Annotated in this window: 22 protein-coding genes; 5 read left to right on the plus strand and 17 right to left on the minus strand. The window is 72.0% G+C overall.

The features are described from left to right. Window positions 1-45 precede the first annotated feature (45 nt). The 11 genes from rpoZ to pyrR form a co-directional block, all read right to left on the minus strand. Window positions 46-309, minus strand: a complete 264-nt coding sequence (gene rpoZ, locus FED44_RS30180) for a DNA-directed RNA polymerase subunit omega (protein ID WP_117408572.1) — start codon at window positions 307-309, stop codon at window positions 46-48. Window positions 310-322: 13 nt separating this feature from the next. Beyond that, window positions 323-868 carry a guanylate kinase gene (gmk, locus tag FED44_RS30185; RefSeq protein WP_244361583.1) on the minus strand — a complete coding sequence of 182 codons (546 nt, stop codon included), beginning with the start codon at window positions 866-868 and terminating at the stop codon, window positions 323-325. 136 nt (window positions 869-1,004) lie between these two features. Further along, complete coding sequence (gene mihF / locus FED44_RS30190; protein ID WP_030450375.1) at window positions 1,005-1,328, minus strand: integration host factor, actinobacterial type; 324 nt, start codon at window positions 1,326-1,328, stop codon at window positions 1,005-1,007. Between the two features lie 229 nt (window positions 1,329-1,557). Next, window positions 1,558-2,268 (minus strand): orotidine-5'-phosphate decarboxylase, encoded by a 711-nt coding sequence (gene pyrF, locus FED44_RS30195; protein ID WP_117408570.1) that lies wholly within the window; start codon window positions 2,266-2,268, stop codon window positions 1,558-1,560. Further along, window positions 2,265-3,239 carry a dihydroorotate dehydrogenase gene (locus FED44_RS30200; RefSeq protein ID WP_117408569.1) on the minus strand — a complete coding sequence of 325 codons (975 nt, stop codon included), beginning with the start codon at window positions 3,237-3,239 and terminating at the stop codon, window positions 2,265-2,267. Before FED44_RS30200 ends, pyrF begins: the two co-directional genes overlap by 4 nt. Window positions 3,240-3,260: 21 nt before the next feature. Further along, complete coding sequence (locus tag FED44_RS30205) at window positions 3,261-4,118, minus strand: dihydroorotate dehydrogenase electron transfer subunit (protein WP_244302385.1); 858 nt, start codon at window positions 4,116-4,118, stop codon at window positions 3,261-3,263. 165 nt (window positions 4,119-4,283) lie between these two features. Further along, window positions 4,284-7,562 (minus strand): carbamoyl-phosphate synthase large subunit, encoded by a 3,279-nt coding sequence (carB, locus tag FED44_RS30210; protein ID WP_117408567.1) that lies wholly within the window; start codon window positions 7,560-7,562, stop codon window positions 4,284-4,286. Next, window positions 7,555-8,670 (minus strand): glutamine-hydrolyzing carbamoyl-phosphate synthase small subunit, encoded by a 1,116-nt coding sequence (gene carA / locus FED44_RS30215; protein ID WP_117408566.1) that lies wholly within the window; start codon window positions 8,668-8,670, stop codon window positions 7,555-7,557. Before carA ends, carB begins: the two co-directional genes overlap by 8 nt. Continuing rightward, window positions 8,667-9,968: a dihydroorotase gene (locus FED44_RS30220; RefSeq protein WP_117408565.1), complete on the minus strand. Its 1,302-nt coding sequence runs from the start codon at window positions 9,966-9,968 to the stop codon at window positions 8,667-8,669. The genes carA and FED44_RS30220 overlap by 4 nt, the downstream gene beginning before the upstream one ends. Before the next feature lie 26 nt (window positions 9,969-9,994). Beyond that, a complete protein-coding gene (locus FED44_RS30225; protein ID WP_117408564.1) occupies window positions 9,995-10,930 on the minus strand; it encodes an aspartate carbamoyltransferase catalytic subunit in 936 nt (311 codons plus the stop codon). Then, window positions 10,927-11,484, minus strand: a complete 558-nt coding sequence (gene pyrR / locus FED44_RS30230; protein ID WP_117408563.1) for a bifunctional pyr operon transcriptional regulator/uracil phosphoribosyltransferase PyrR — start codon at window positions 11,482-11,484, stop codon at window positions 10,927-10,929. Before pyrR ends, FED44_RS30225 begins: the two co-directional genes overlap by 4 nt. A 403-nt stretch (window positions 11,485-11,887) precedes the next feature. Between pyrR and bldD the strand changes: the two genes are divergently transcribed. Both bldD and FED44_RS30240 read left to right on the plus strand, forming a co-directional pair. Next, window positions 11,888-12,382, plus strand: a complete 495-nt coding sequence (gene bldD / locus FED44_RS30235) for a transcriptional regulator BldD (RefSeq protein WP_117408562.1) — start codon at window positions 11,888-11,890, stop codon at window positions 12,380-12,382. A gap of 117 nt (window positions 12,383-12,499) precedes the next feature. Continuing rightward, window positions 12,500-13,744, plus strand: a complete 1,245-nt coding sequence (locus FED44_RS30240) for an arginine deiminase (RefSeq protein ID WP_117408561.1) — start codon at window positions 12,500-12,502, stop codon at window positions 13,742-13,744. Window positions 13,745-13,790: 46 nt separating this feature from the next. Here the strand turns inward: FED44_RS30240 and FED44_RS30245 are convergent, their stop codons facing one another. Then, window positions 13,791-14,228: an SAV_6107 family HEPN domain-containing protein gene (locus FED44_RS30245; protein WP_117408560.1), complete on the minus strand. Its 438-nt coding sequence runs from the start codon at window positions 14,226-14,228 to the stop codon at window positions 13,791-13,793. 391 nt (window positions 14,229-14,619) lie between these two features. Further along, window positions 14,620-15,504, minus strand: coding sequence for a L,D-transpeptidase family protein (locus FED44_RS30250; protein WP_244302386.1), 885 nt, complete (start codon window positions 15,502-15,504; stop codon window positions 14,620-14,622). Window positions 15,505-15,628: 124 nt separating this feature from the next. Between FED44_RS30250 and FED44_RS30255 the strand changes: the two genes are divergently transcribed. Both FED44_RS30255 and FED44_RS30260 read left to right on the plus strand, forming a co-directional pair. Next, window positions 15,629-16,105: a YbaK/EbsC family protein gene (locus FED44_RS30255; protein WP_138462823.1), complete on the plus strand. Its 477-nt coding sequence runs from the start codon at window positions 15,629-15,631 to the stop codon at window positions 16,103-16,105. A gap of 42 nt (window positions 16,106-16,147) precedes the next feature. Beyond that, window positions 16,148-16,720 carry a GNAT family N-acetyltransferase gene (locus FED44_RS30260; RefSeq protein ID WP_138462824.1) on the plus strand — a complete coding sequence of 191 codons (573 nt, stop codon included), beginning with the start codon at window positions 16,148-16,150 and terminating at the stop codon, window positions 16,718-16,720. A gap of 16 nt (window positions 16,721-16,736) precedes the next feature. Here the strand turns inward: FED44_RS30260 and metF are convergent, their stop codons facing one another. Further along, window positions 16,737-17,663: a methylenetetrahydrofolate reductase [NAD(P)H] gene (metF, locus tag FED44_RS30265; RefSeq protein WP_138462825.1), complete on the minus strand. Its 927-nt coding sequence runs from the start codon at window positions 17,661-17,663 to the stop codon at window positions 16,737-16,739. A 165-nt stretch (window positions 17,664-17,828) separates the two neighbouring features. Between metF and FED44_RS30270 the strand changes: the two genes are divergently transcribed. Further along, complete coding sequence (locus FED44_RS30270; protein WP_111700303.1) at window positions 17,829-18,896, plus strand: polyprenyl synthetase family protein; 1,068 nt, start codon at window positions 17,829-17,831, stop codon at window positions 18,894-18,896. A gap of 160 nt (window positions 18,897-19,056) precedes the next feature. Here the strand turns inward: FED44_RS30270 and thiE are convergent, their stop codons facing one another. Genes thiE through FED44_RS30285 form a run of 3 tightly spaced genes read right to left on the minus strand, consistent with a single transcriptional unit; the run spans window position 19,057 to window position 21,335 of the window. Next, window positions 19,057-19,707 carry a thiamine phosphate synthase gene (gene thiE / locus FED44_RS30275; RefSeq protein ID WP_244302388.1) on the minus strand — a complete coding sequence of 217 codons (651 nt, stop codon included), beginning with the start codon at window positions 19,705-19,707 and terminating at the stop codon, window positions 19,057-19,059. Between the two features lie 28 nt (window positions 19,708-19,735). Then, entirely contained in the window at window positions 19,736-20,113 is a 378-nt protein-coding gene (locus tag FED44_RS30280; protein WP_111700302.1) for an Rv2175c family DNA-binding protein, read from the minus strand. 43 nt (window positions 20,114-20,156) lie between these two features. Next, a complete protein-coding gene (locus tag FED44_RS30285; protein WP_138462826.1) occupies window positions 20,157-21,335 on the minus strand; it encodes an NAD(P)/FAD-dependent oxidoreductase in 1,179 nt (392 codons plus the stop codon). Window positions 21,336-21,395: the final 60 nt, after the last annotated feature.

Here is a 21,395-nt window from a genome sequence, read left to right on the forward strand (position 1 = left end):
CGCGCCCCTCCGGCTCGCTCGGGGTTTCCCGTGGCGGGGCGGGGGTCAGCCCTCGATGGGCTCGGAGGTCAGCAGGCCCTCGGCGACCTCGCGCAGGGCGATGGACAGCGGCTTCTCCTGGGCGTGGGTCTCCACGAGGGGCCCGACGTACTCCAGCAGGCCCTCGCCGAGCTGGGAGTAGTAGGCGTTGATCTGGCGCGCCCGCTTCGCCCCCATGATCACAAGGCTGTACTTGCTGTCGACGATGTCGAGGAGCGAGTCGATCGACGGGTTGGTGATGCCTTCCGCGTAGGCGGCGCTGCTTGCCACGTCAGTGATTCCCCTAGCTAGGTGAGTGTCCCAGCAAGGTTATCAGCCGGTGGCACACGTCATCGACGGACGTGTTGACGAGCGTGAGGTCGAACTCCTTCTCCGCCGCCAGCTCGACGCGTCCCGCCTCCAGGCGGCGGGCGATCACGTCGGGAGGCTCGGTGCCGCGGCCGCGCAGCCGCCGCTCCAGCTCCTCCCAGCTCGGCGGGGCCAGGAACACCAGCAGGGCCTCGGGCATGGTCCTGCGCACCTGTCTGGCGCCCTGCAGGTCGATCTCCAGCAGAGTGGGGACGCCCGCCGCCAGCCTCTCCAGCACCGGACGCCTGGGCGTGCCGTACCGGTTGCCGGCGAACTCGGCCCACTCGAGAAGCTCGCCGGAGGCGACGAGCCGGTCGAACTCGTCGTTGCCGGCGAAGAAGTACTCCACGCCGTGCGTCTCCCCCGGACGGGGCTTCCGGGTTGTCACCGAGACCGACAGCCACACCTCCGGGTGGGACCGCCGGAGCTCGGCGACGACCGTGGACTTGCCCACACCCGACGGACCGGACAGGACCGTCAGGCGCGGGCGGGGTGTGGAGTCACCTCCGCGTGCCCGGGACCCGCTGTCGGTCGCCGCCTCATGGGCCCGATCTCCAGCGGACCAGGACGTTTCGGTCACTCCGTACCCCCGTGAACTCGTTCGTACGCCGCCGAGATCAGCTCTCGGCGCCGCCGAACTCGCGCTCAAGGGAGGCGCGCTGGTTGGCGCCGAGACCCCGCACACGGCGGGATTCGGCGATACCAAGGCGCTCCATGAGCTGCTTGGCGCGGACCTTGCCGACGCCAGGGAGCGACTCCAGCAGAGCCGAGACCTTCATCTTGCCGATGACGTCGTCGGTCTGCCCATCCTTCAGCACCTCAGCCAGAGAAACCGCGCCGTGCTTGAGCCGGTTCTTGACCTCGGCACGCTCCTTGCGTGCCTTGGCAGCCTTCTCAAGAGCTGCGGCGCGCTGCTCGGGGGTCAGGGGAGGAAGAGCCACGCCGGGTCACCTCGAATTTCTTGTCGATGTACTCGGACGGGAGGGGAAACTAGCTGGTCTTGGCCGTAACGGCAACGTCAAGAGAGGTTTCTCGGACCATAAAATTGATTTTACTACTTCCGGTATTGGAAAAGTTACTCTGGGTAGATCAAAACCGCCTCAGCAGGCCCGGAACGGATGACGCTTCGTCACGGGCCCGATGAGACGTTCAGGGACTTTCAGGGGGTGCTCACGGGGTGCTCACAGGGCGCACCCGGCGCAGCGCGGCGGCGATCGCGGCGGCGGCGGCGCCGGGGTCGGGCGCCCCGGTGATGGGCCGCCCGATCACGAGGAGGTCGGCCCCCTGGGCGACCGCGTCCTCGGGGGTGGCCACCCTCGCCTGGTCCTGGGTTCCAGCGCCCGCGGGCCGTACGCCGGGGGTGATGAGCGTGATCTCCGGGCCGACCTCGGCCCGCACGGCGGCGACCTCCCGGGGCGAGCAGACGAGGGCCTGCGCGCCCGCTCCGACGGCCACGGCGGCCATACGGCGCGCGGCGTCGTCCGGGGGTCCCTGGATGCCCACCTCGCGGAGATCGGCCTCGGAGAGCGACGTCAGGAGCGTCACGGCCGCGATCCGCGTGCCGGGGGACGCCTCGACGGCCGCCCGGACCATGGCGGGACCCCCCGCGGCGTGCACGGTCAGGTAGGTGGGCTTGAGCCGGGCGACGGCCCTGGCGGCCGCGCCCACGGTGTTCGGGATGTCGTGCAGCTTCAGGTCCAGGAAGACCTGCACGCCGCTCGCGCCGCGCACCGAGGCGATCACATCGGGCCCGTACCGCAGGTAAAGTTCCAGTCCCACCTTCACCGTGGAGACGTGCGGGGTGACCAGACCGGCCCAGCGGGCCGCGGTCTCCAGGTCGGGCGCGTCCAGGGCGACGGCGATGGGGGCGGGCGTGGTCAAAGCGAACTCTCCTCCAGATCGGTGCGTGTGCGTGGTTGCGCGCCCGCCGGGCGGTGGGCCAGGCCCACGACGTCGGCGAGGCGGTCGAACCCGCGCGCCTGCAGAAGCTCCTCCAGCTCCCTCAGGACGCGCGGGCAGGCGTAGGGGTCGTGGAACAGGGCCGTGCCCACCGCGACGGCGCAGGCGCCCGCCAGGACGAGCTCAAGGGCGTCCCTGCCGGTCGTGACGCCGCCCATGCCCACGATCGGCACCCCGGGCAGCGCCGCGTGCACCTGCCACACGCAGCGCACCGCCAGGGGCCGTACGGCGGGGCCGGACAGGCCGCCGGTGCCGGCGGCGAGCGCGGGGCGCATCGAGTCCACGTCGATGCTCATCCCGACCGGCGTGTTGATCATCGCGAGGGCGTCGGCGCCGCCGTCCACGCACGCGCGCGCGACCGCGACGACGTCCGCCACGTCCGGCGACAGCTTGGCGATCACCGGCACGTCGTACGGCGTCGCCGCGCGCACCGAGGCCACGACCTCCGCGGCGGCCGAGCCGTCGCGGGCGAACACCCTGCCGCGGTCCTCGACGTTCGGGCAGGACAGGTTGACCTCCACGGCGGTGACGCCGGAGACCCCGGCCAGGCGCCGCGCCAGCGCGGTGTACTCGGTCACGGTGCCGCCGCCGATCGACACGACCGTACGGGCGCCCCGCTCGGCCAGCCAGGGCAGCTCGCGCTCCAGGAACGCCTCGACGCCGGGGCCCTGGAGGCCCACGGCGTTCAGCAGCCCGGAGGGGGTCTCGGCCATCCGCGGCGTCGGCCGTCCCGCGCGCGGGGCCATGGTGATCGACCGGGTGACGAACGCGCCCAGCCGGTGGACGTCGGAGAACTGGGCCAGCTCACGGCCGGTCCCGCCGCAGCCGGAGGCGGTCAGGATCGGGTTGGGCAGTTCCACGTGCGCCAGATAGGTCCGGAGGTCGGCCGTCACCGCCGGCGCCCCCGCCTCGGCTCAGGCATGCCGTCCGCCTGGCGCGCCGAGCGCGTCGAACGGGATCGTTCCGACGTCGTCGAACCGCACGCGCTCGCCCCGGAACACCGGCCCGTCGGCACAGGCGCGGACCATCCGGGTCACCCCGTCGTCGCCGATGACCGGCACCACGCACGTCATGCAGACGCCGATGCCGCACGCCATCCGCTCCTCCACGGCGACCTGCACCGGGATGCCGAACTCGGCCGAGACCGCGGTGACGCCGCGCAGCGTCTCCATCGGGCCGCAGGCGTAGACGACGTCGGCCCGCGCGTCGGCGATGACCCCGGGCAGCACGTCGGTCACCCGGCCGCGCATGCCGAGCGAGCCGTCCTCGGTGGTCAGCGTGGTCGTCTCGCCCATCCGGCGGGCCCGCAGCGCGCCGAAGACCCGGTCGGCCGACGGCGCCCCGAGCACGAAGTCGACCCGGCAGCCCCGCTGCTGCAGCGCGTCGCCCAGCGCGAACAGCGCCGCCGCGCCGTGCTCGTCTCCCACCAGCACACAGGTGCAGGGGTCGCGGGGCAGCGGGAAGGGCCGGCCCAGCGGGCCGACCAGGTCGAGCGTGTCGCGCACCCTGAGGTCGGCGAGCCAGGCCGTCCCCGCGCCGCGCACGCCGAAGACGAGCTCCACCGTGCCACCGTAGTCCGGCTTCACGTCGTGGACGGTGAAGGCCCGCCGGGTGAGCATCGAGGTGTTCCGGCCGCCCACGGCGACCGTGACGAAGTGGCCGGGCCGGAACCGGTCGGCGATGCCCGGGGCGACGACGGTGAGCGCATGGTAGGCGTCCACCCGGCGCGTCGTCAGCACCGTTCCCGTGACCTGAACCGGACTCCCGGCCACTAAGTCCTCCCTGCTCATGGCGCTCGCTCCGCTCGCGCGGCTACGGGCGCCTAAGCCGGCGTCTTCCCTCGTCGCTCCGGGCCGCTCGTGCCTCGCTCCCCTCGCTCCTCAGTCCAGATCACCGGCGCGCCCTCCGCGCTCATGGCGCCCTCCGCTGTCCCGGGGCTAGTCTCGCAGCCTCCTGGCGTGTTCCTGGAGGGAACGCACGTCGATGTCGCCCCGGACGAGTTGCTGGATGCCCTGGACCGCGGCGGCCAGGCCCTGGACGGTGGTGATGCAGGCGATGCCGCGGTTGACGGCGGCGGTGCGGATCTCGTAGCCGTCCAGGCGCGGCCCGGACTGGCCGGGGCTGCCGAACGGGGTGTTCACGATGAGGTCCACCTCCCCGTCGAGGATGCGCCGCACGATCGTCGGCTCGCCGCCGGGGCCCGTCCCCTCGCTGTGCTTGCGCACGATCCTGGCACGGACGCCGTTGCGGCGCAGCACCTCCGCGGTGCCCTCCGTGGCGAGGATCTCGAACCCGAGGTCCGCCAGCGCCTTCACCGGGAAGATCGCGGCCCGCTTGTCCTTGTTCGCCACCGAGACGAACGCCCGGCCCTTGGTGGGCAGCGCGCCGTACGCGGCCGACTGCGACTTGGCGTAGGCCGTGCCGAAGAACTCGTCGATGCCCATGACCTCGCCGGTCGAGCGCATCTCCGGCCCGAGGACGGTGTCGACGCCGCGGAACCGGTTGAACGGCAGCACCGCCTCCTTCACCGCGACCGGCGCGTCCAGCGGCAGTGTGCCGCCGTCGTAGCCCTCCGGCAGCATGCCCTCGGCGCGCAGCTCGGCGATCGTGGCGCCCATCGTCAGCCGGGCCGCGGCCTTGGCCAGCGGCACCGCCGTCGCCTTGGACACGAACGGCACCGTACGGCTGGCCCTGGGGTTGGCCTCCAGGACGTACAGCACGTTCGCGGCCAGCGCGTACTGGACGTTCAGCAGGCCGCGCACGCCGACGCCGCGGGCGATGGCCTCGGTGGCGGCGCGGATGCGCTTGACGTCGTAGCCGCCCAGTGTGATCGGGGGCAGCGCGCAGGCCGAGTCGCCGGAGTGGATGCCGGCCTCCTCGATGTGCTCCATGACGCCGCCGAGATAGAGCTCCTCGCCGTCGAACAGCGCGTCCACGTCGATCTCGATGGCGTCGTCGAGGAACCGGTCGATCAGCACCGGGTGCTCAGAGGCCGCCCGGGCCATGTAGGTCGCGAGCGTGTCCTCGTCGTACACGATGGCCATCCCGGCCCCGCCGAGGACGTACGACGGCCGTACGAGCACGGGGTAGCCGATCTCCTCGGCGACCGCCTTCGCCTCGTCCACGGTCGTCGCGGTGCCGTGCTTGGGCGCCGTCAGCCCGGCCTCGGACAGGACCCGGCCGAACGCCCCGCGGTCCTCGGCGAGGTGGATCGACTCCGGCGAGGTGCCGACCACCGGCACCCCGGCGTCCTTGAGCGCCTGCGCGAGGCCCAGCGGCGTCTGGCCGCCGAGTTGGACGATCACTCCCGCGACCGGCCCGGTCTCCCGCTCGGCGTGCACGACCTCCAGCACGTCCTCCAGCGTGAGCGGCTCGAAGTAGAGCCGGTCGGAGGTGTCGTAGTCGGTCGAGACGGTCTCGGGGTTGCAGTTGACCATGACGGTCTCGTAGCCGGCCTTGGCCAGCTCGAACGACGCGTGGACGCAGGCGTAGTCGAACTCGATTCCCTGGCCGATGCGGTTGGGCCCGCTGCCCAGGATGATCACCTTGGGCCGGTCCCCCACCGGCACCTCGGTCTCCTCGTCGTACGTGGAGTAGAGGTAGGGCGTGCGCGCGGCGAACTCGGCGGCGCAGGTGTCCACGGTGTTGTAGACGGGCCGCAGGCCCAGCTCGTGCCGGGTGGAGCGCACCTCGGCCTCGGCCACGCCGAGGATCTCGGCGATCTGCGCGTCGCTGAAGCCGTGCCGCTTGGCCGTGTCCAGGGTGGGCCGGTCGAGCGCGGTGATCGACCGGGCGACCTCGTCGATCGCGAAGAGCTGGTCGACGAACCACGGGTCGACCGAGGTGGCCTCGTGGACCTGCTCGGGGGTGGCGCCCGCCCTGATCGCCTGCTGCATCGTGCGCAGCCGCCCGTCGTGGGGGCTGCGGCAGGCCTCCAGGAGCGCGTCCAGGTCGCCGGGCTCGCCCGCCCAGGTGAACGACGACCCCTTCTTCTCCATCGACCGCAGCGCCTTCTGCAGCGCCTCGGGGAACGAACGGCCGATCGCCATCGCCTCGCCGACCGACTTCATGTGGGTGGTCAGCGTCTCGTCGGCCCCGGCGAACTTCTCGAACGCGAACCTCGGCACCTTGACCACGATGTAGTCGAGCGACGGCTCGAACGACGCCGGGGTCTCCTTGGTGATGTCGTTGGGGATCTCGTCGAGGGTGTAGCCGATCGCCAGCTTGGCGGCGATCTTGGCGATCGGGAAGCCGGTGGCCTTCGACGCCAGCGCCGACGACCGCGACACGCGCGGGTTCATCTCGATGACGATCATCCGGCCGGTCGCCGGGTCGACCGCGAACTGGATGTTGCAGCCGCCGGTGTCGACGCCGACCTCGCGGATGACCGCGATCGCGACGTCGCGCATGTTCTGGTACTCGCGGTCGGTCAGCGTCAGCGCGGGCGCCACGGTCACGCTGTCACCGGTGTGGACGCCCATCGGGTCGATGTTCTCGATGGAGCACACGATGACCACGTTGTCGTTGCGGTCGCGCATGACCTCCAGCTCGTACTCCTTCCAGCCGAGGATCGACTCCTCCAGGAGCACCTCGGTGGTCGGGGACGCGTCGAGGCCGGCGCCCGCGATGCGGCGCAGCTCCTCCTCGTCGTGCGCGAAGCCGGACCCGGCGCCGCCCATCGTGAAGCTCGGGCGGACGACGACCGGGTAGCCCAGCTCGTCCGCCGCGCGCAGGCACTCGTCCATCGTGTGGCAGATCGCGCTGCGCGCCGACTCGGCGTTGAGGCCGTGCTCGGCGGCCACCTTCGCGACGATCTCCTTGAACCGCTCGCGGTTCTCCCCCGCCTGGATGGCGTCGATGTCGGCGCCGATCAGCTCGACGCCGTACTTGCCGAGGACCCCCGCCTCGTGCAGCGCCACCGCCGTGTTCAGCGCCGTCTGGCCGCCCAGCGTGGGCAGCAGCGCGTCGGGCCGCTCCTTGGCGATGATCTTCTCGACGATGTCCGGCGTGATCGGCTCGACGTAGGTGGCGTCGGCGAACTCGGGGTCCGTCATGATCGTGGCCGGATTGCTGTTGACCAGGACGACCCGGAAGCCCTCGCTGCGCAGGACCCGGCAGGCCTGGGTGCCCGAGTAGTCGAACTCGCACGCCTGTCCGATGACGATCGGGCCGGAGCCGATCACCATGACGGACCTGATGTCCGTACGCTTAGGCACCCTTGGCCCCCTTCTTGCTCATGATCTCGCAGAACTCGTCGAACAGGTAGGCCGCGTCGTGCGGGCCGGCCGCCGCCTCGGGGTGGTACTGGACGCTGAACGCGGGACGGTCCAGCAGGCGCAGCCCCTCCACGCAGTCGTCGTTGAGGTTGACGTGGCTGACCTCGGCCGCGCCGTACGGCGTCTCGAAGGGCCCGTCGAGCGGCGCCTGCACGGCGAAGCCGTGGTTGTGCGCGGAGATCTCGACCTTGCCGGTCCTGCGGTCCTGCACCGGCTGGTTCACGCCGCGGTGGCCGTACCGCAGCTTGTAGGTGCCGAGGCCGAGCGCCCGGCCGAGGATCTGGTTGCCGAAGCAGATGCCGAAGAACGGCACGCTCGCGTCCAGCACCTCACGCAGCGACTCGACCGCGTACCCGGCCGCGGCGGGGTCGCCGGGGCCGTTGGAGAAGAAGACGCCGTCGGGGCCGAGGGCGAGGATGTCGGCGGCGCCGGCGGTGGCGGGAAGCACGTGCACCTCGCAGCCCCGCTCGGCCATCCGCTCCGGGGTCATCGCCTTGATGCCGAGGTCGACCGCGGCGACGGTGAAGCGCTTGCGCCCGCGCGCCGGCACGACGTACGGCTCGGGCGTGCTTACCTCGCGGGCGAGGTCGGCGCCCTCCATGCCGGGCGAGCGCCGCACGCGCTCGACCAGCTCGGCGACGTCGCCGCCCTCGCTGAAGACACCGGCGCGCATCGCGCCGCGCTCGCGCAGGTGGCGGGTGAGGGCCCGGGTGCCGGACATGGCGATGCCGACGACGCCCTGCTCGCGCAGGTACTCGTCGAGCGTCCGGCGGGAGCGCCAGTTCGACGGGATCCGCGACGGCTCGCGCACCACGTAGCCCGCGACCCAGACGCGGCGGGACTCGGGGTCCTCATCGTTCACGCCGGTGTTGCCGATGTGGGGGGCGGTCATCGCCACGATCTGGCGGTGGTAGGAGGGGTCGGTGAGGGTCTCCTGGTAGCCGGTCATGCCGGTGTTGAAGACCATCTCGCCGAACGTCTCGCCCACGGCGCCGTACGGCGTTCCCTCGAAGACGCGTCCGTCCTCGAGAACCAGCAGGGCTGTCATACGAGCTTCCCTTCGAGAACGGTGGGGCGGCCGCGCAGGAACGTGGCGACCACGCGGCCGGGCAGGGTCATCCCCTCGTACGGGGTGTTCCGGCTCTTCGACGCCATCGCGGTGGGGTCGACGGGCCGCCGGACCGACGGGTCGTACAGGGTGACGTTGGCGGGCGCGCCGGGCTCGATGGGCCGGCCGTGCCCGGACAGGCGGCCGATCCTGGCCGGCCGCGCGGACATGCGGTCGGCGACGCCGGCCCAGTCGAGCAGCCCGGTCTCGACCATGGCCTCCTGGACCACCGGCAGGGCCGTCTCCAGGCCGATCATGCCCATCGCCGCCGCGGCCCACTCGGTCTCCTTGTCCTCGACCGGGTGGGGGGCGTGGTCGGTGGCCACGCAGTCGATCGTGCCGTCGGCGAGGGCCTCGCGCAGCGCGCGCACGTCCTCGGCGGTGCGCAGCGGCGGGTTCACCTTGTAGATCGGGTTGTACGGCCCGAGCGGCGAGGTCTCCGCGCAGGAGTCGGTCAGCAGCAGGTGGTGCGGGGTGACCTCGGCGGTCACGTCCCAGCCCTTCGACTTGGCCCACCGGATGATCTCGACGGAGCCCGCGGTGGAGACGTGACAGACGTGCAGCCGGGAGCCGACGTGCGCGGCGAGCAGGCAGTCGCGGGCGATGATCGCCTCCTCGGCGACGGCCGGCCAGCCGGTCAGGCCGAGCCTGGCCGACACCTCCCCCTCGTTGAGCTGGGCGCCCTCGGTCAGCCGGGGCTCCTGGGCGTGCTGGGCGACCACGCCGTCGAACGCCTTGACGTACTCCAGCGCCCGGCGCATCAGCACCGCGTCCGAGACGCACTTCCCGTCGTCGGAGAAGACCCGGACGCGGGCCGCGGAGTCGGCCATCGCGCCGAGTTCGGCGAGCTGGCGGCCCTCCAGGCCGGAGGTCACCGCGCCGACGGGCTGGACGTCGCAGTGGCCGGACTCCTGGCCGAGCCGCCAGACCTGCTCGACCACCCCGGCGGTGTCGGCCACCGGGGAGGTGTTGGCCATCGCGTGGACGGCGGTGTATCCGCCGCGCGCCGCGGCCTGGGTGCCGGTCTCGACGGTCTCGGCGTCCTCCCGGCCCGGCTCGCGCAGATGGGTGTGCAGGTCGACGAGGCCGGGCAGGGCGACCAGCCCGGCGGCGTCGATCGTCTGGCCTGCCTCGGCGCCCGCGAGGTCGCCGATCTCGGCCACGACGCCGTCGCGCAGCAGGATGTCGCGCGGGGCGCCGCCCAGGATGCGGGCGCCCCTGATGAGGATGGTGGTCACAGCTCCCTCGTGAAGGTCGTACGCGTTCATTCGGCGCCTCCGATGGCGGGCTCGGAACCGCCGAGCAGCAGGTAGAGGACGGCCATCCGGACGGTGACGCCGTTGCCGACCTGCTCGACGATCGTCGAGCGCGGCGAGTCGGCGACCTCCGCGGAGATCTCCATGCCGCGGTTCATCGGCCCGGGGTGCATGACGATCGCGTCGTCGTGCAGGCGGGCGAAGCGGTCGCGGTCGAGGCCGTAGCGGCGGCTGTACTCCCGCGCCGAGGGGAAGTAGGCCGCGTTCATGCGTTCGAGCTGGACCCGCAGCATCATCACGACGTCCGACTTCGGCAGCACGGCGTCGAGGTCGTACGAGACCTGGCAGGGCCAGCTCTCCACCGCCACCGGCAGCAGGGTGGGCGGCGCGACGAGCGTGACGTCCGCGCCGAGCGTGTGCAGCAGCAGCACGTTCGACCGGGCGACCCGGCTGTGCAGCACGTCGCCGACGATCGAGATCTTCAGTCCGTCGAGCCGGCCGAGCCTGCGGCGGATGCTGAACGCGTCGAGCAGCGCCTGCGTCGGGTGCTCGTGGGTGCCGTCGCCGGCGTTCACCACGCTGCCGCGCACCCAGTTGGCCAGGCGGTGCGGCGCGCCCGAGGCGCTGTGCCGGATCACCACGGCGTCGGCGCCCATGGCCTCCAGGGTGAGCGCGGTGTCCTTCAGCGACTCGCCCTTGGACACGCTCGACCCCTTGGCCGAGAAATTGATCACATCGGCCGACAGGCGCTTGGCCGCGGCCTCGAAGGAGATGCGGGTCCGGGTGGAGTCCTCGAAGAAGAGGTTCACCACCGTCCGGCCGCGCAGCGTCGGCAGTTTCTTGATCGACCGCTGCGAGACCCGGGCGAGCTCCTCCGCCGTGTCGAGGATGAGGAGGGCGTCGTCGCGGGTGAGGTCGCCGGTCGAGAGCAGGTGCGGCTTCATCGGTCGTCCCCCTTGATGAGCACGACCGCGTCGCGCCCGTCCGTCTCCTCCAGGAAGACCTTGACCTTCTCGCTTTTGGAGGTCGGCAGGTTCTTGCCGACGTAGTCGGCGCGGATCGGCAGCTCCCGGTGGCCGCGGTCCACCAGCGTGGCGAGCTGGACCGCCCGGGGCCTGCCCACGTCGTTCAGCGCGTCGAGCGCGGCGCGCACCGTACGCCCGGAGAAGAGCACGTCGTCCACGAGGACGACGGTCCTGCCGTCCACGCCGTCCGGGGGAAGCTCGGTGCGGCCGAGCGGGCGCGCCGGACGCAGGCGTAGGTCGTCGCGGTACATCGTGATGTCGATCGCGCCGACGGGGACCTTGATCCCCTCGAACTGCGCGATCCGGCCGGCGATCCGCTGGGCCAGGGTGGCACCGCGGGTGGGGATGCCGAGCAGGACGACGCTCTCGGCGCCTCTCGTCCGTTCCAGGATCTCGTGCGCGATCCGCGTGAGCGCCCGGTGGATGTCGGGCCCCTCCAGGACGGCACGGGCCTGATTTTGGACATCGGACATGAAAAAGTCACCACCTTTCCCGCCTCACGGGACGGGTCTTAAAAGGGTGTCAGGTCTGCTTAGAGTATCAGGGCCCTCCGCCATCCCCCCTCCCGCCAGGGGTGATACGCCGGGGAGGCGGCGTCCGCCCCGGATCCCCGGAGGATCGGAAGCCGCATCACATCGGGTGTCGGGGATTTCGGTGAGAGCACTGTTTGGCGCTCTTTTTTCCAATCAGCTTGACCTTTGGGAGTGTCGGCTTTACCGTCACTGTCCGTAACCACAACACGCGACCTTCCTGGGTAAAACCCGACGCAGCGGTCACCGAAGGTGCCGGGGCCGGTGCCAGCCCCGGTGTTCGGAACGCTTGGGACAAGGACGCACAATCAAGTGAGAAGAGACATAGAAAGCCGGGGGCCACACGATGCCGTCTGACTACGCCAAGTCGCTGGGCGCGCGCCTGCGCGCCATCCGGACCCAGCAGGGGCTGTCCCTGCACGGTGTCGAGGAGAAGTCCCGTGGCCGGTGGAAGGCCGTCGTCGTGGGCTCCTACGAGCGGGGCGACCGCGCGGTGACCGTGCAGAAGCTCGCCGAGCTCGCGGACTTCTACGGGGTGCCGGTCTCCGAGTTGCTGCCGGGCGGGGCCGCTCCCAGTCCGCTCGCCCCGGCTCCCAAGCTGGTCATCGACCTGGAGCGGCTGTCGCAGCTGCCGAAGGACAAGGCCGGTCCGCTGGCCCGCTACGCGGCCACGATCCAGAGCCAGCGTGGTGACTACAACGGCAAGGTGCTGTCCATCCGGCAGGAGGACCTGCGCTCGCTGGCGGTCATCTACGACAAGTCACCCGTCGAGCTGACCGAGGAGTTCATCAACTGGGGCGTGCTCGACGCCGAGGCCCGCCGCGCCGTCGAGTCCTTCTGACCACTCCTCCCGGCCGTTCCCTCCGACCACCGGGCCGCCGCGGCGGCCCCCCATCGGCCTCCGCACGCCGGGGAGCCGCGTCACGAGTGATTCCTGTCATAGGGGGATAGGCAGGACATGACTTTTTTCGTGGGCTCGGAGGTGGGCAGGCTCCGCCAGGTCCTGGTCGACATCCCCGAACTGGCGCTCAAGCGGCTCACCCCCGGCAACAAGGACGGCCTGCTCTTCGACGACGTGCTCTGGGTGCACCGCGCGCTGGAGGAGCACCGGGAGTGGTGCGAGGTGCTCACGGCGCGCGGCGTCACGGTGCACCACCTCGGCGACCTCCTGCGGGAGGCGATCGAGGTGCCCGACGCGCGCAAGCACATCCTGGACGGCAGCGTCGACGAGCACTGGTTCGGCCCGCTGACCGCCGACGCGATCCGCAACACGCTGGACGCCCTCGACGGAGCCGCGCTCGCGCCGTACCTGACCGGCGGGATCACCAAGCGCGAGATCATGGAACTGGGCTGCGACCCGGGGTCCGTCGTCTTCCACGCGCTCGGCATGGACGACTTCGTCCTCCCGCCGCTGCCCAACCACCTGTTCGCCCGCGACACCTCCTGCTGGGTGTACGGCGGGGTGTCCATCAACGCGATGCGCAAGAAGGCGCGCAGGCGCGAGACCCTCAACTTCGAGGCGGTCTACCGGTGGCACCCGATGTTCGCCCCGGGCTACGGCGACCCGTCCGGCGGGGGGTTCGACGTCTGGTACGACGGCACCCGCATGGCCCCCGCCACCATCGAGGGCGGTGACGTGCTGGTGCTCGGCGACGGCGTCGTGCTCGTCGGGATGAGCGAGCGCACCCAGCCGCAGGCGGTCGAGATGCTGGCGACCAAGCTCTTCCGGGCGGGCGCGGCGACCCGCATCGTGGCGCTCGACCTCCCCAAGACCCGCGCGTTCATGCACCTCGACACCGTGATGACCAACGTCGACGTGGGGGTGTTCACCAAGTACGCCGGGCTCGGCATGCTGCCGTCGTACACGGTGGAGCCGGGCGACACCGACAAGGAACTGAAGGTCACCGACCATCCGCCCGAGGACATGCACCGAGCGATCGCGCGGGCCCTCGGCCTGGACGACATCAAGGTCCTCACGCCGACGCAGGACGTGCACGCGGCCGAGCGCGAGCAGTGGGACGACGGCTGCAACGTGCTGGCCCTGGAGCCGGGAGTCGTCGTCGCCTACGAGCGCAACACCACGACCAACAACCACCTGCGCAGGCACGGCATCGAGGTCATCCCGATCCGGGGCAGCGAGCTCGGCCGCGGGCGCGGCGGGCCCCGCTGCATGAGCTGCCCTCTGGAGCGCGATCCCGTCTGAGGCCGCACCCGGCCGCCGGCGGACCCTGGGCGCCCTTGCAGCGCCGTCAGCCGGCCATGGGGAGGGTGGGGCGGCCGGGCAGGCCGAGGATCGACTCGACCTCGCCGACGAACCTGTCCGCTTCCGCTATGATCTCGTCTGCGTCGTTCTGAGTGACGGCCCGGACCATTCCGGCCTCGACCGCCGCTCGCTTGGTCGCGCTCATCGCGAAGTAGGCCGCCCAGTCCGCGAGCTTCGGCTCGACCTCGGGGAGCAGTTCCCAGGCGCTGCGCAGCCGCCGCCTGCGTCCGTCCATCGGACGGGGACGCGCGGCGAGGATCCCGGCGGCCGCGCGCAGCGCCGCGAGATGGGCCGACACGTAGCGGTCCGCGGGCGTGGGCCCGACGGTTGCGTCGGCGAGGCACGCCCTGGCGTCCGCGAGACGCGCCAGGACCGCCTGCGGAAGCCGGGGCCCGGTCCGCTGATCGCCGTTCTCTTCAGTCATGCCCGCCTCCTTGAGTCGTGGCATCCGGCGAAGGCCGCCGGTGACTTCACAGTCGCAGACAGCACCGACAATTTCGATCGGCCGCGTAATCCCGGGCACCACCGGGATCACGCGGCTTTCTCACGCTCCCGTGGGCGGCCGGACGAGGAGCTTCCCCTCTCCCCGTCCGGCCCACGCCGCGGGCCGTGCCGCATCCGTCTCCGCCGACGACGTAGGCACGGATCCGACGGTGTGGGCGCAGGCCGCGAGTCCCGCGCCCACACCATCGAACATAGATTCGACCATTCCCCCTGTCAAGGATGTCAACGAACAAGGGTTCGAGGACTGGCAGGGACCCGTACGACGAAGGGCCCCGCGCGAACACGTCGCGCGGGGCCCTCGGGTCCGCGGGTTATCGCCGGAAAGCACCTCTGACGTGCACGGGAACTCCCTTGCCGAGCATGCCCGGAAGGATCCCGGCGACGTTCATCGGCAGCCGTACACAGCCGTGCGACGCCGGATAGAGCGGCACCGACAGCGCGCCGTGGAGGGCGATCCCGCCGTTGAAGAAGATCGGGTTGTAGAGCTGCCCCAGGTAGGACCGGTGCCAGCCCCTGGCCCGCCATGTGGTCTTGTAGTCGCCGGTCGGCGTGCGGGCGCTGCCGGAGAAGACCTGCCTCTTGCCGTTCCACACGGCGTACTCGGTGTAGGGAACGCCGCTGCCGCTGGAGATGTGACTGATCAGCACCGGGACGCCGGAACGATACAGAACCATCACCTGTTTGGTCAGGTCCACCTCGACCCGGGTGGCCTTTCCGCGGGGCACGAGGACCCGGGGCGCGCGGGGGTTCTCCAGCGCCCTCCAGGTGCGGGCGGCGACCGTGCTGGTCGGCTTGATCCCCTGCACCTTCTGGAACGCCCAGACCGCCGTCAGCGTGGCCCCGCCGTACCGGCCGTCGGCGCTGCCGGGCACGTAGCCGAGCTCCTTGAGCCGGGCCTGCAGCGCCTTCACGGCGGCGCCCTTCGCCCCGAGCCTGAGCGTCTTGCCCGGCGCCTCGAACGGCGGGTATCCGGCCCGTCCCGGCAGGGCTCCCCGCGCTCCGGCCACCCGCGCCGCGACCGTCCGCGCGCCGGACACCGGCGCCGCGCCGGCGAGGCCGGTCGTCGCGTACGTCACGGCTCCCGCCGGAACGGCGGCGCCGGCCCGCGCCGGGCCGGCGACCCCGGCCGTCGCGAACGCCACGGCCCCCATCGCGACGAGCATGGCCGCGGCCGGTCGCCGTCGACCTCTCATCATGACCAACCCCTCATAAGCCTGATTCCTAACAAAGGACTCACCTTACGGTCCGATTGCGAGCCGTGTGATCACAAGTGGCGATAATCGGCCGCGTCTGTCCTGGCAATCCGTTTAGAGTGGCCGGGTGCCGGAAAAGTTGCATCCGAACGTCGCCCGAGTCGAGCAGGCCCTGCGGGAGCGGCAGGTGACCGGTGAGGTCGTCGTGCTCGACGACGCCGCGCCGACGGCCGCCACGGCGGCGGCCCAGCTCGGCTGCGAGATCGGCGCGATCGCCAACAGCCTGATCTTCGACGCGGACGGCGCGCCGCTGCTGGTGCTGACCAGCGGCGCCCATCGCGTGAACACCGACCTGATCGCGCGGCTCGTCGGAGCGGCGAAGGTGCGCAGGGCGACGCCGGAGTTCGTCCGGGAGCACACCGGGCAGCCCATCGGCGGCGTGGCCCCGGTCGGGCACCCGGCGCCCGTGCGGACGCTCGTGGACACCTGGCTGGGCAAGCACGAGGTCGTGTGGGCCGCCGCCGGGCATCCGCACTCGGTCTTCCCCACCTCCTTCGACGAGCTCGTACGGATCACCGGGGGCACCCCCGCCGAGGTCGAATGACGTCCGCGGCCGGCCTGGCGGCGCTTTGCTAGTGTGCGACGCGTGATCCGACTGCGCCGGGTGGGGCCCGACACGTTCAGGGCGGTGCTGGACACCGTGCTGGAGATCTACACGGACGCCATGCGGCCGCCGTCGGACCAGCTCGCGGGCCGCATGGCGATCATGCGCAACCACGCCGGTTATCCCGACTTCGCCTGCGTCCTCGCCGAGGACCCACAGGGCCCCGGCATCGCCGGCTTCGCGTACGGCTTCCACGGCGGCCCCGGCCAGTGGTGGCACGACGTCGTCCGCGGCGGCCTGCAGGACCGGGCGGGGCCGGTGGTGGCCGACGAGTGGTTCGGCGACGCCCTGGAGATCGCCGAGATCCACGTACGCCCCGAGTACCAGGGCAAGGGCGTCGGGCGGCGCATGATCCACGCGCTGTGCGAGGGCCGCCCGGAGCGAACCGCCGTGCTGTCCACGCACGACGCCCCCACGGTGGCCCGCCATCTCTACCGCGACGTGGGCTTCGCCGACCTGATGACCCGGTTCGTCTTCCCGGGCGGCTACGAGGAGTACGTCATCGCGGGGGTGCGGCTGCCGTTGCCCGGCCCCGCGCCGCTCCCGAAGGACTGATACGCGGGCGGGCGGGTCAGCCGGCGACGGCGGGCACGCCGTGCAGCGCCTGGAACACCTCGCGGGTCGCGCTCGACCGGTTGAAGGTGATGAAGTGGATGCCGGGGGCGCCCTCGTCGAGGAGCGTCCGGCACATCTCGGCGGCGTGCTCGATGCCCAGGCGGCGGACCGCCACCGGATCGTCGGCGACGGCCGCGAACCGCTCGGCCACCTCCGGCGGGAACGGCGCGCCGGACAGCTGCTCGGACCGGGCGATCGTGCTCATCTGCGTCACGGGCATGACGCCCGGGATGATCGGCGTGTCGCACCCCTGGGCCGCCACGCGGTCGCGCAGCCGCAGGTAGTCCTCCGCGCGGAAGAACATCTGGGTGATCGCGTAGTCGGCGCCGGCCCGGCACTTCTGCACGAAGTATCTCGTGTCCGACTCGACCGTGGCCGACCTCGGGTGCTTGTACGGGAAGGCCGCCACGCCCACGCAGAAGTCGCCCGCCTGGCGGATCAGCCGCACCAGGTCCTCGGCGTACAGGACGCCCTCGGGGTGCCTGACCCATTCGTCCATCGGGTCGCCGCCGCGCGGGTCGCCGCGTACGGCGAGGATGTTGCGCACCCCGGCGTCGGCGAACCGGCCGACGAGGTGGCGCAGCTCACGGATCGAGTGGTCGACGGCGGTGAAGTGGGCGACGGGCGTCAGCGTCGTCTCGTGGGCCAGCCGCTCGACGATGTCCACGGTGCGGTCGCGGGTCGAGCCGCCGGCGCCGTAGGTGACGGAGACGAACGTCGGCCGCAGCGCCTCCAGTTCGCGGATCGCGCGCCACAGCTGGCGCTCCCCCTCGTCGGTCTTCGGCGGGAAGAACTCGAACGAGAACGAGCGCTCGCCCGCGGCCAGCAGTTCACGGACCGTCGGGACGCGATCGGGAAGCCGCGAGGGCAGACCGAGAGCCATACGGGAAAGATTACAGCGCGGGCCGGTCCCCGGCCTCGCGGTCTTGCCATGTGGACCGGCCGCATGTACTGGTCATCCGGACGTTTTGCCCTAACAGCGCGAGCTGACCAATTTAGAGGGGATCTGCGCTGTGATGTCGGGATCTGGCCCGGTTACTCTCTGAGCATGACCACTTCCGCCGCCTCGCTCGACCACATCCGTACGGAGGTGGACCGCGTTCTCCGGGAGTTCCTCGACCGGCAACGCCCACACTTCGAGGATCCGCAACTCGCCGTCCTGCTGTCCGCCGCGGAGGACTTCCTCGCCGGGGGCAAGCGGCTGCGTCCCGCCTTCTGCCACTGGGGGTGGCGCGCCGCCGGGGGCGGCGACGAGCCGGGACTGCACTTCGCCGCCGCGTCACTGGAGCTGCTCCAGGCCAGCGCGCTGATCCACGACGACGTCATGGACGCGAGCGACGTACGCCGCGGCATGCCCTCGGCGCACCGGCGCTTCGAACGCCTGCACGCGGACGCGGGCTGGCACGGGTCGGCGCGGCAGTTCGGCGAGGGCTCGGCCGTGCTGCTGGGCAACCTGCTGCTGGTGTGGTCCGGCGAGATGTGGCGCGGCAGCGGCCTGGACCCCCGGGCGATCGCCGCCGCCCAGCCCCTGCACGACTACATGCTCACCGAGCTGATGTGCGGGCAGTACCTCGACCTGCTGGAGCAGGCGCAGGGCGAGAGCACCTTCGACAGCGCGCTGCGGGTGGCCCTTTACAAGAGCGGTAAATATTCCGTCGAGCAGCCGCTGCGGCTCGGGCTGGTCCTCGCCGCCCAGGCCCGGCACTCCTGGATCGACCGCCTGTGCGTGCAGTACGGCCAGCGGGTGGGCATCGCCTTCCAGCTCCGCGACGACATCCTCGGCGTGTTCGGCGACCCGGCAGAGACCGGCAAGCCCGCTGGGGACGACCTGCGCGAGGGCAAGCGGACCGTGCTCATCGCGCGGGCGCTCGCCGGGGCCACCCCCGCCCAGCAGGACGTCGTACGGACCCTGCTGGGCGACCCCGGGCTCGACGCCGACGGGGTCGCGCGGCTGCGCACGGTGATCGAGGAGACCGGTGCGCTGACGGACTGCGAAGACATGATCAAGCGTTATCTGGACGAGGCGCTGCACGCCCTCGAACAGGCGCCGATCGAGGAGGACGCCCGCGCCGCGCTGGCCGCCCTGGCCGTCGCCGCCACCTCCCGCCGCACCTGACGACGCCCCTGCCCGGGATCGCCGGCACCCGAGTCGCCGTGCCGGGCGATTCCAGATCGGCGCGGGCAAGGCGACCGTGGCCGGGACCGCGACGATCGGCCGCGTGCCCGGGCCCGGCTCCGGGCCCGGGCCGCCGTGGCCGTTCAGGCGGCGGGCCGGCTCACAGCGGGACGGCCGACAGGCGCGCCTTGAGAGCCGAGGCGGCGGCGCCGGGGTCCTCGGCCTCGGTGACGGCCCTGACGACCACCACACGGCGCACGCCGTGCGCCATCACCTCGTCGAGGTTCTCCGGGCCGATGCCGCCGATGCCGAACCACGGCCGGTCGGAGCCCAGGCCCGCCGCGTGCTCCAGCAACGCGGGGCCGGGCGCCGGGCGGCCCGGCTTGGTCGGCGTGGGCCACACCGGCCCGCAGCAGAAGTAGTCCACGCCCGGTTCCGTCGCGGCGGCCGACGCCTCGGCCGCCGAGTGGGTCGACCTGCCGACGAGCACGCCGGGACCCAGGATCTCCCGGGCCACGGAGACCGGGAGGTCGTCCTGGCCGAGGTGCAGGATGTCCGGCCGGGCGGCGTACGCGACGTCCGCCCGGTCGTTCACCGCCAGCAGCGCGCCGTGCCGGTCGCAGGCCGCGCGGAACACCTCCAGCAGGTCCAGCTCCTCGCGGGCCTCCAGGCCCTTCTCCCGCAACTGGACGATGTCCACGCCGCCGGCCAGGACCGCGTCGAGGAAGTCCTCCAGGTCGCCGCGGTCCCTCCTGCCGTCGGTGCAGAGGTAGAGCCTGGCCTGCGCGAGCCGTCGCCGGGTGTCGTTCACCCGACCAACAATGCCATGCGGCGGACGGTCAGAAGCCCAGCGCCTGGGCCCTGCGCTTGACCTCGGTGTGCCGGCCCTTGACGATCGCGTCGATCGGCGCACCCGGCAACGAGTCGTCCGGGGTGAACAGCCAGCGGATCGACTCCACCTCGTCGTACCCGGCGTCGGCCAGGACGGTCAGCGTGCCGGGCAGGCCCTTGAGCACCTCGCCGTGGGCGACGAACACCGACGGGATCTGCGGCTGGCCGCCTCCGCTCCGCCGGGCGCCGACGAGCTTCTTGTCCTTCAGGAGTTGCTTGGTGCGGCCGATGCTGAGCCCCAGCTTCTCGGCCGCCTGCGAGAGGGGGAGCCACTCCCCTACGAGCTGGTCGGTCTCCCGGTCGATCTGCGCAACAGTAAGCGTCACGGAACCACCATTACCACATGCGAGCCGCCGGGAAACACCTCGATTACGTCATAATGCAGTCGCGGAGCGGCACGGCCGGATCGGCCACCCGCCGGGGGTCGAGCCTCCGGCCGCCCTCCACCAGGCGGCGGCCCTGCACCACGTCGCGCGGCAGGTCCACGGTGAACACCGCGGCGAGCCGGTCCTCGGGGGTCAGCCAGCACACCGCCCACTTCCCGTCCGCGCGCGGGTCGCCGCGCAGCAGCACCCGGTCGTCCGGGGTCGGGTGGCCGGCGAACTGCAGCATGTGGTCGAACTGCTCCGACCAGAAGTACGGCACGGGGTCGTAGACCGCCTCCTCGCCCAGCAGCGTGGCGGCGGCCGTGTCGGGGGCCTGGAGCGCGGTGTCCCAGTGCTCGACCCGCAGCCGCGTGCCGAACCTGCGCGACCACCAGTTGGCGCAGTCGCCCACCGCGACCACGTTCGGCAGCGACGTGCGCAGGTGCTCGTCGACGACCACACCGTCGTCGAGCCGTACGGCCGAGCCCTTGAGCCATTCGACGGAGGGGCGCACCCCGACGCCGGTGACCACCACGTCGGCGGGCACCCGCGCGCCGGACATGAGCGTGAGCCCGTCGGCGTCCACCGTGCCGACCATCGCGCCGAGGCGCAGCTCGACACCGGCCCGGGCGTACCAGCCGATCGTGTGGCAGCCGACCGCGGGACCGACCGCGGCGGCGAGCGGGCTCTCCCCCGCCTCCACCACCGTCACCGCGCACCCCGCCCGGGCCGCCGCGGTCGCGACCTCGGCGCCGATCCAGCCGGCGCCGATGACGGCCACGCGGGCGCCGGGCACCAGCAGCTCGCGCAGCGCGAGCGCGTCGTCGATCGTGCGCAGCACGTGCTGGTGGCCCTCTCCCCGCAGCCGGATCGGGGCCGCGCCGGTGGCGATGACCAGGCCGTCGTACTCCAGCTCGCCCTCGGTCGTCTCCAGCACGCCGTTCCGCAGGCCCTTGGCGGCCGTGCCGAGGCACAGCCGCACGTCCATGGCGTCGAGGTCGGAGTCGACCACGGTGGAGTCGGCGTCGCCGAGCAGCACCGCCTTCGACAGCGGCGGGCGGTCATAGGGGCGATGGTGTTCCTCGCCGATGAGCGTGATGCGCCCGGTGAACCCCCGGGACCTCAGCGCCTCGATGCTTCGCACGCCGGCCAGGCCGGCACCCACCACCACGACGTGATCCACGCCTTGACCATAGATTGTCAACGGGGGAACTGGCCAACCGGCTCCCCATAACGAGTTGGG

Origin of the sequence: Microbispora triticiradicis (genome assembly GCF_005864065.1) — a bacterium.
Taxonomy (GTDB): domain Bacteria; phylum Actinomycetota; class Actinomycetes; order Streptosporangiales; family Streptosporangiaceae; genus Microbispora; species Microbispora triticiradicis.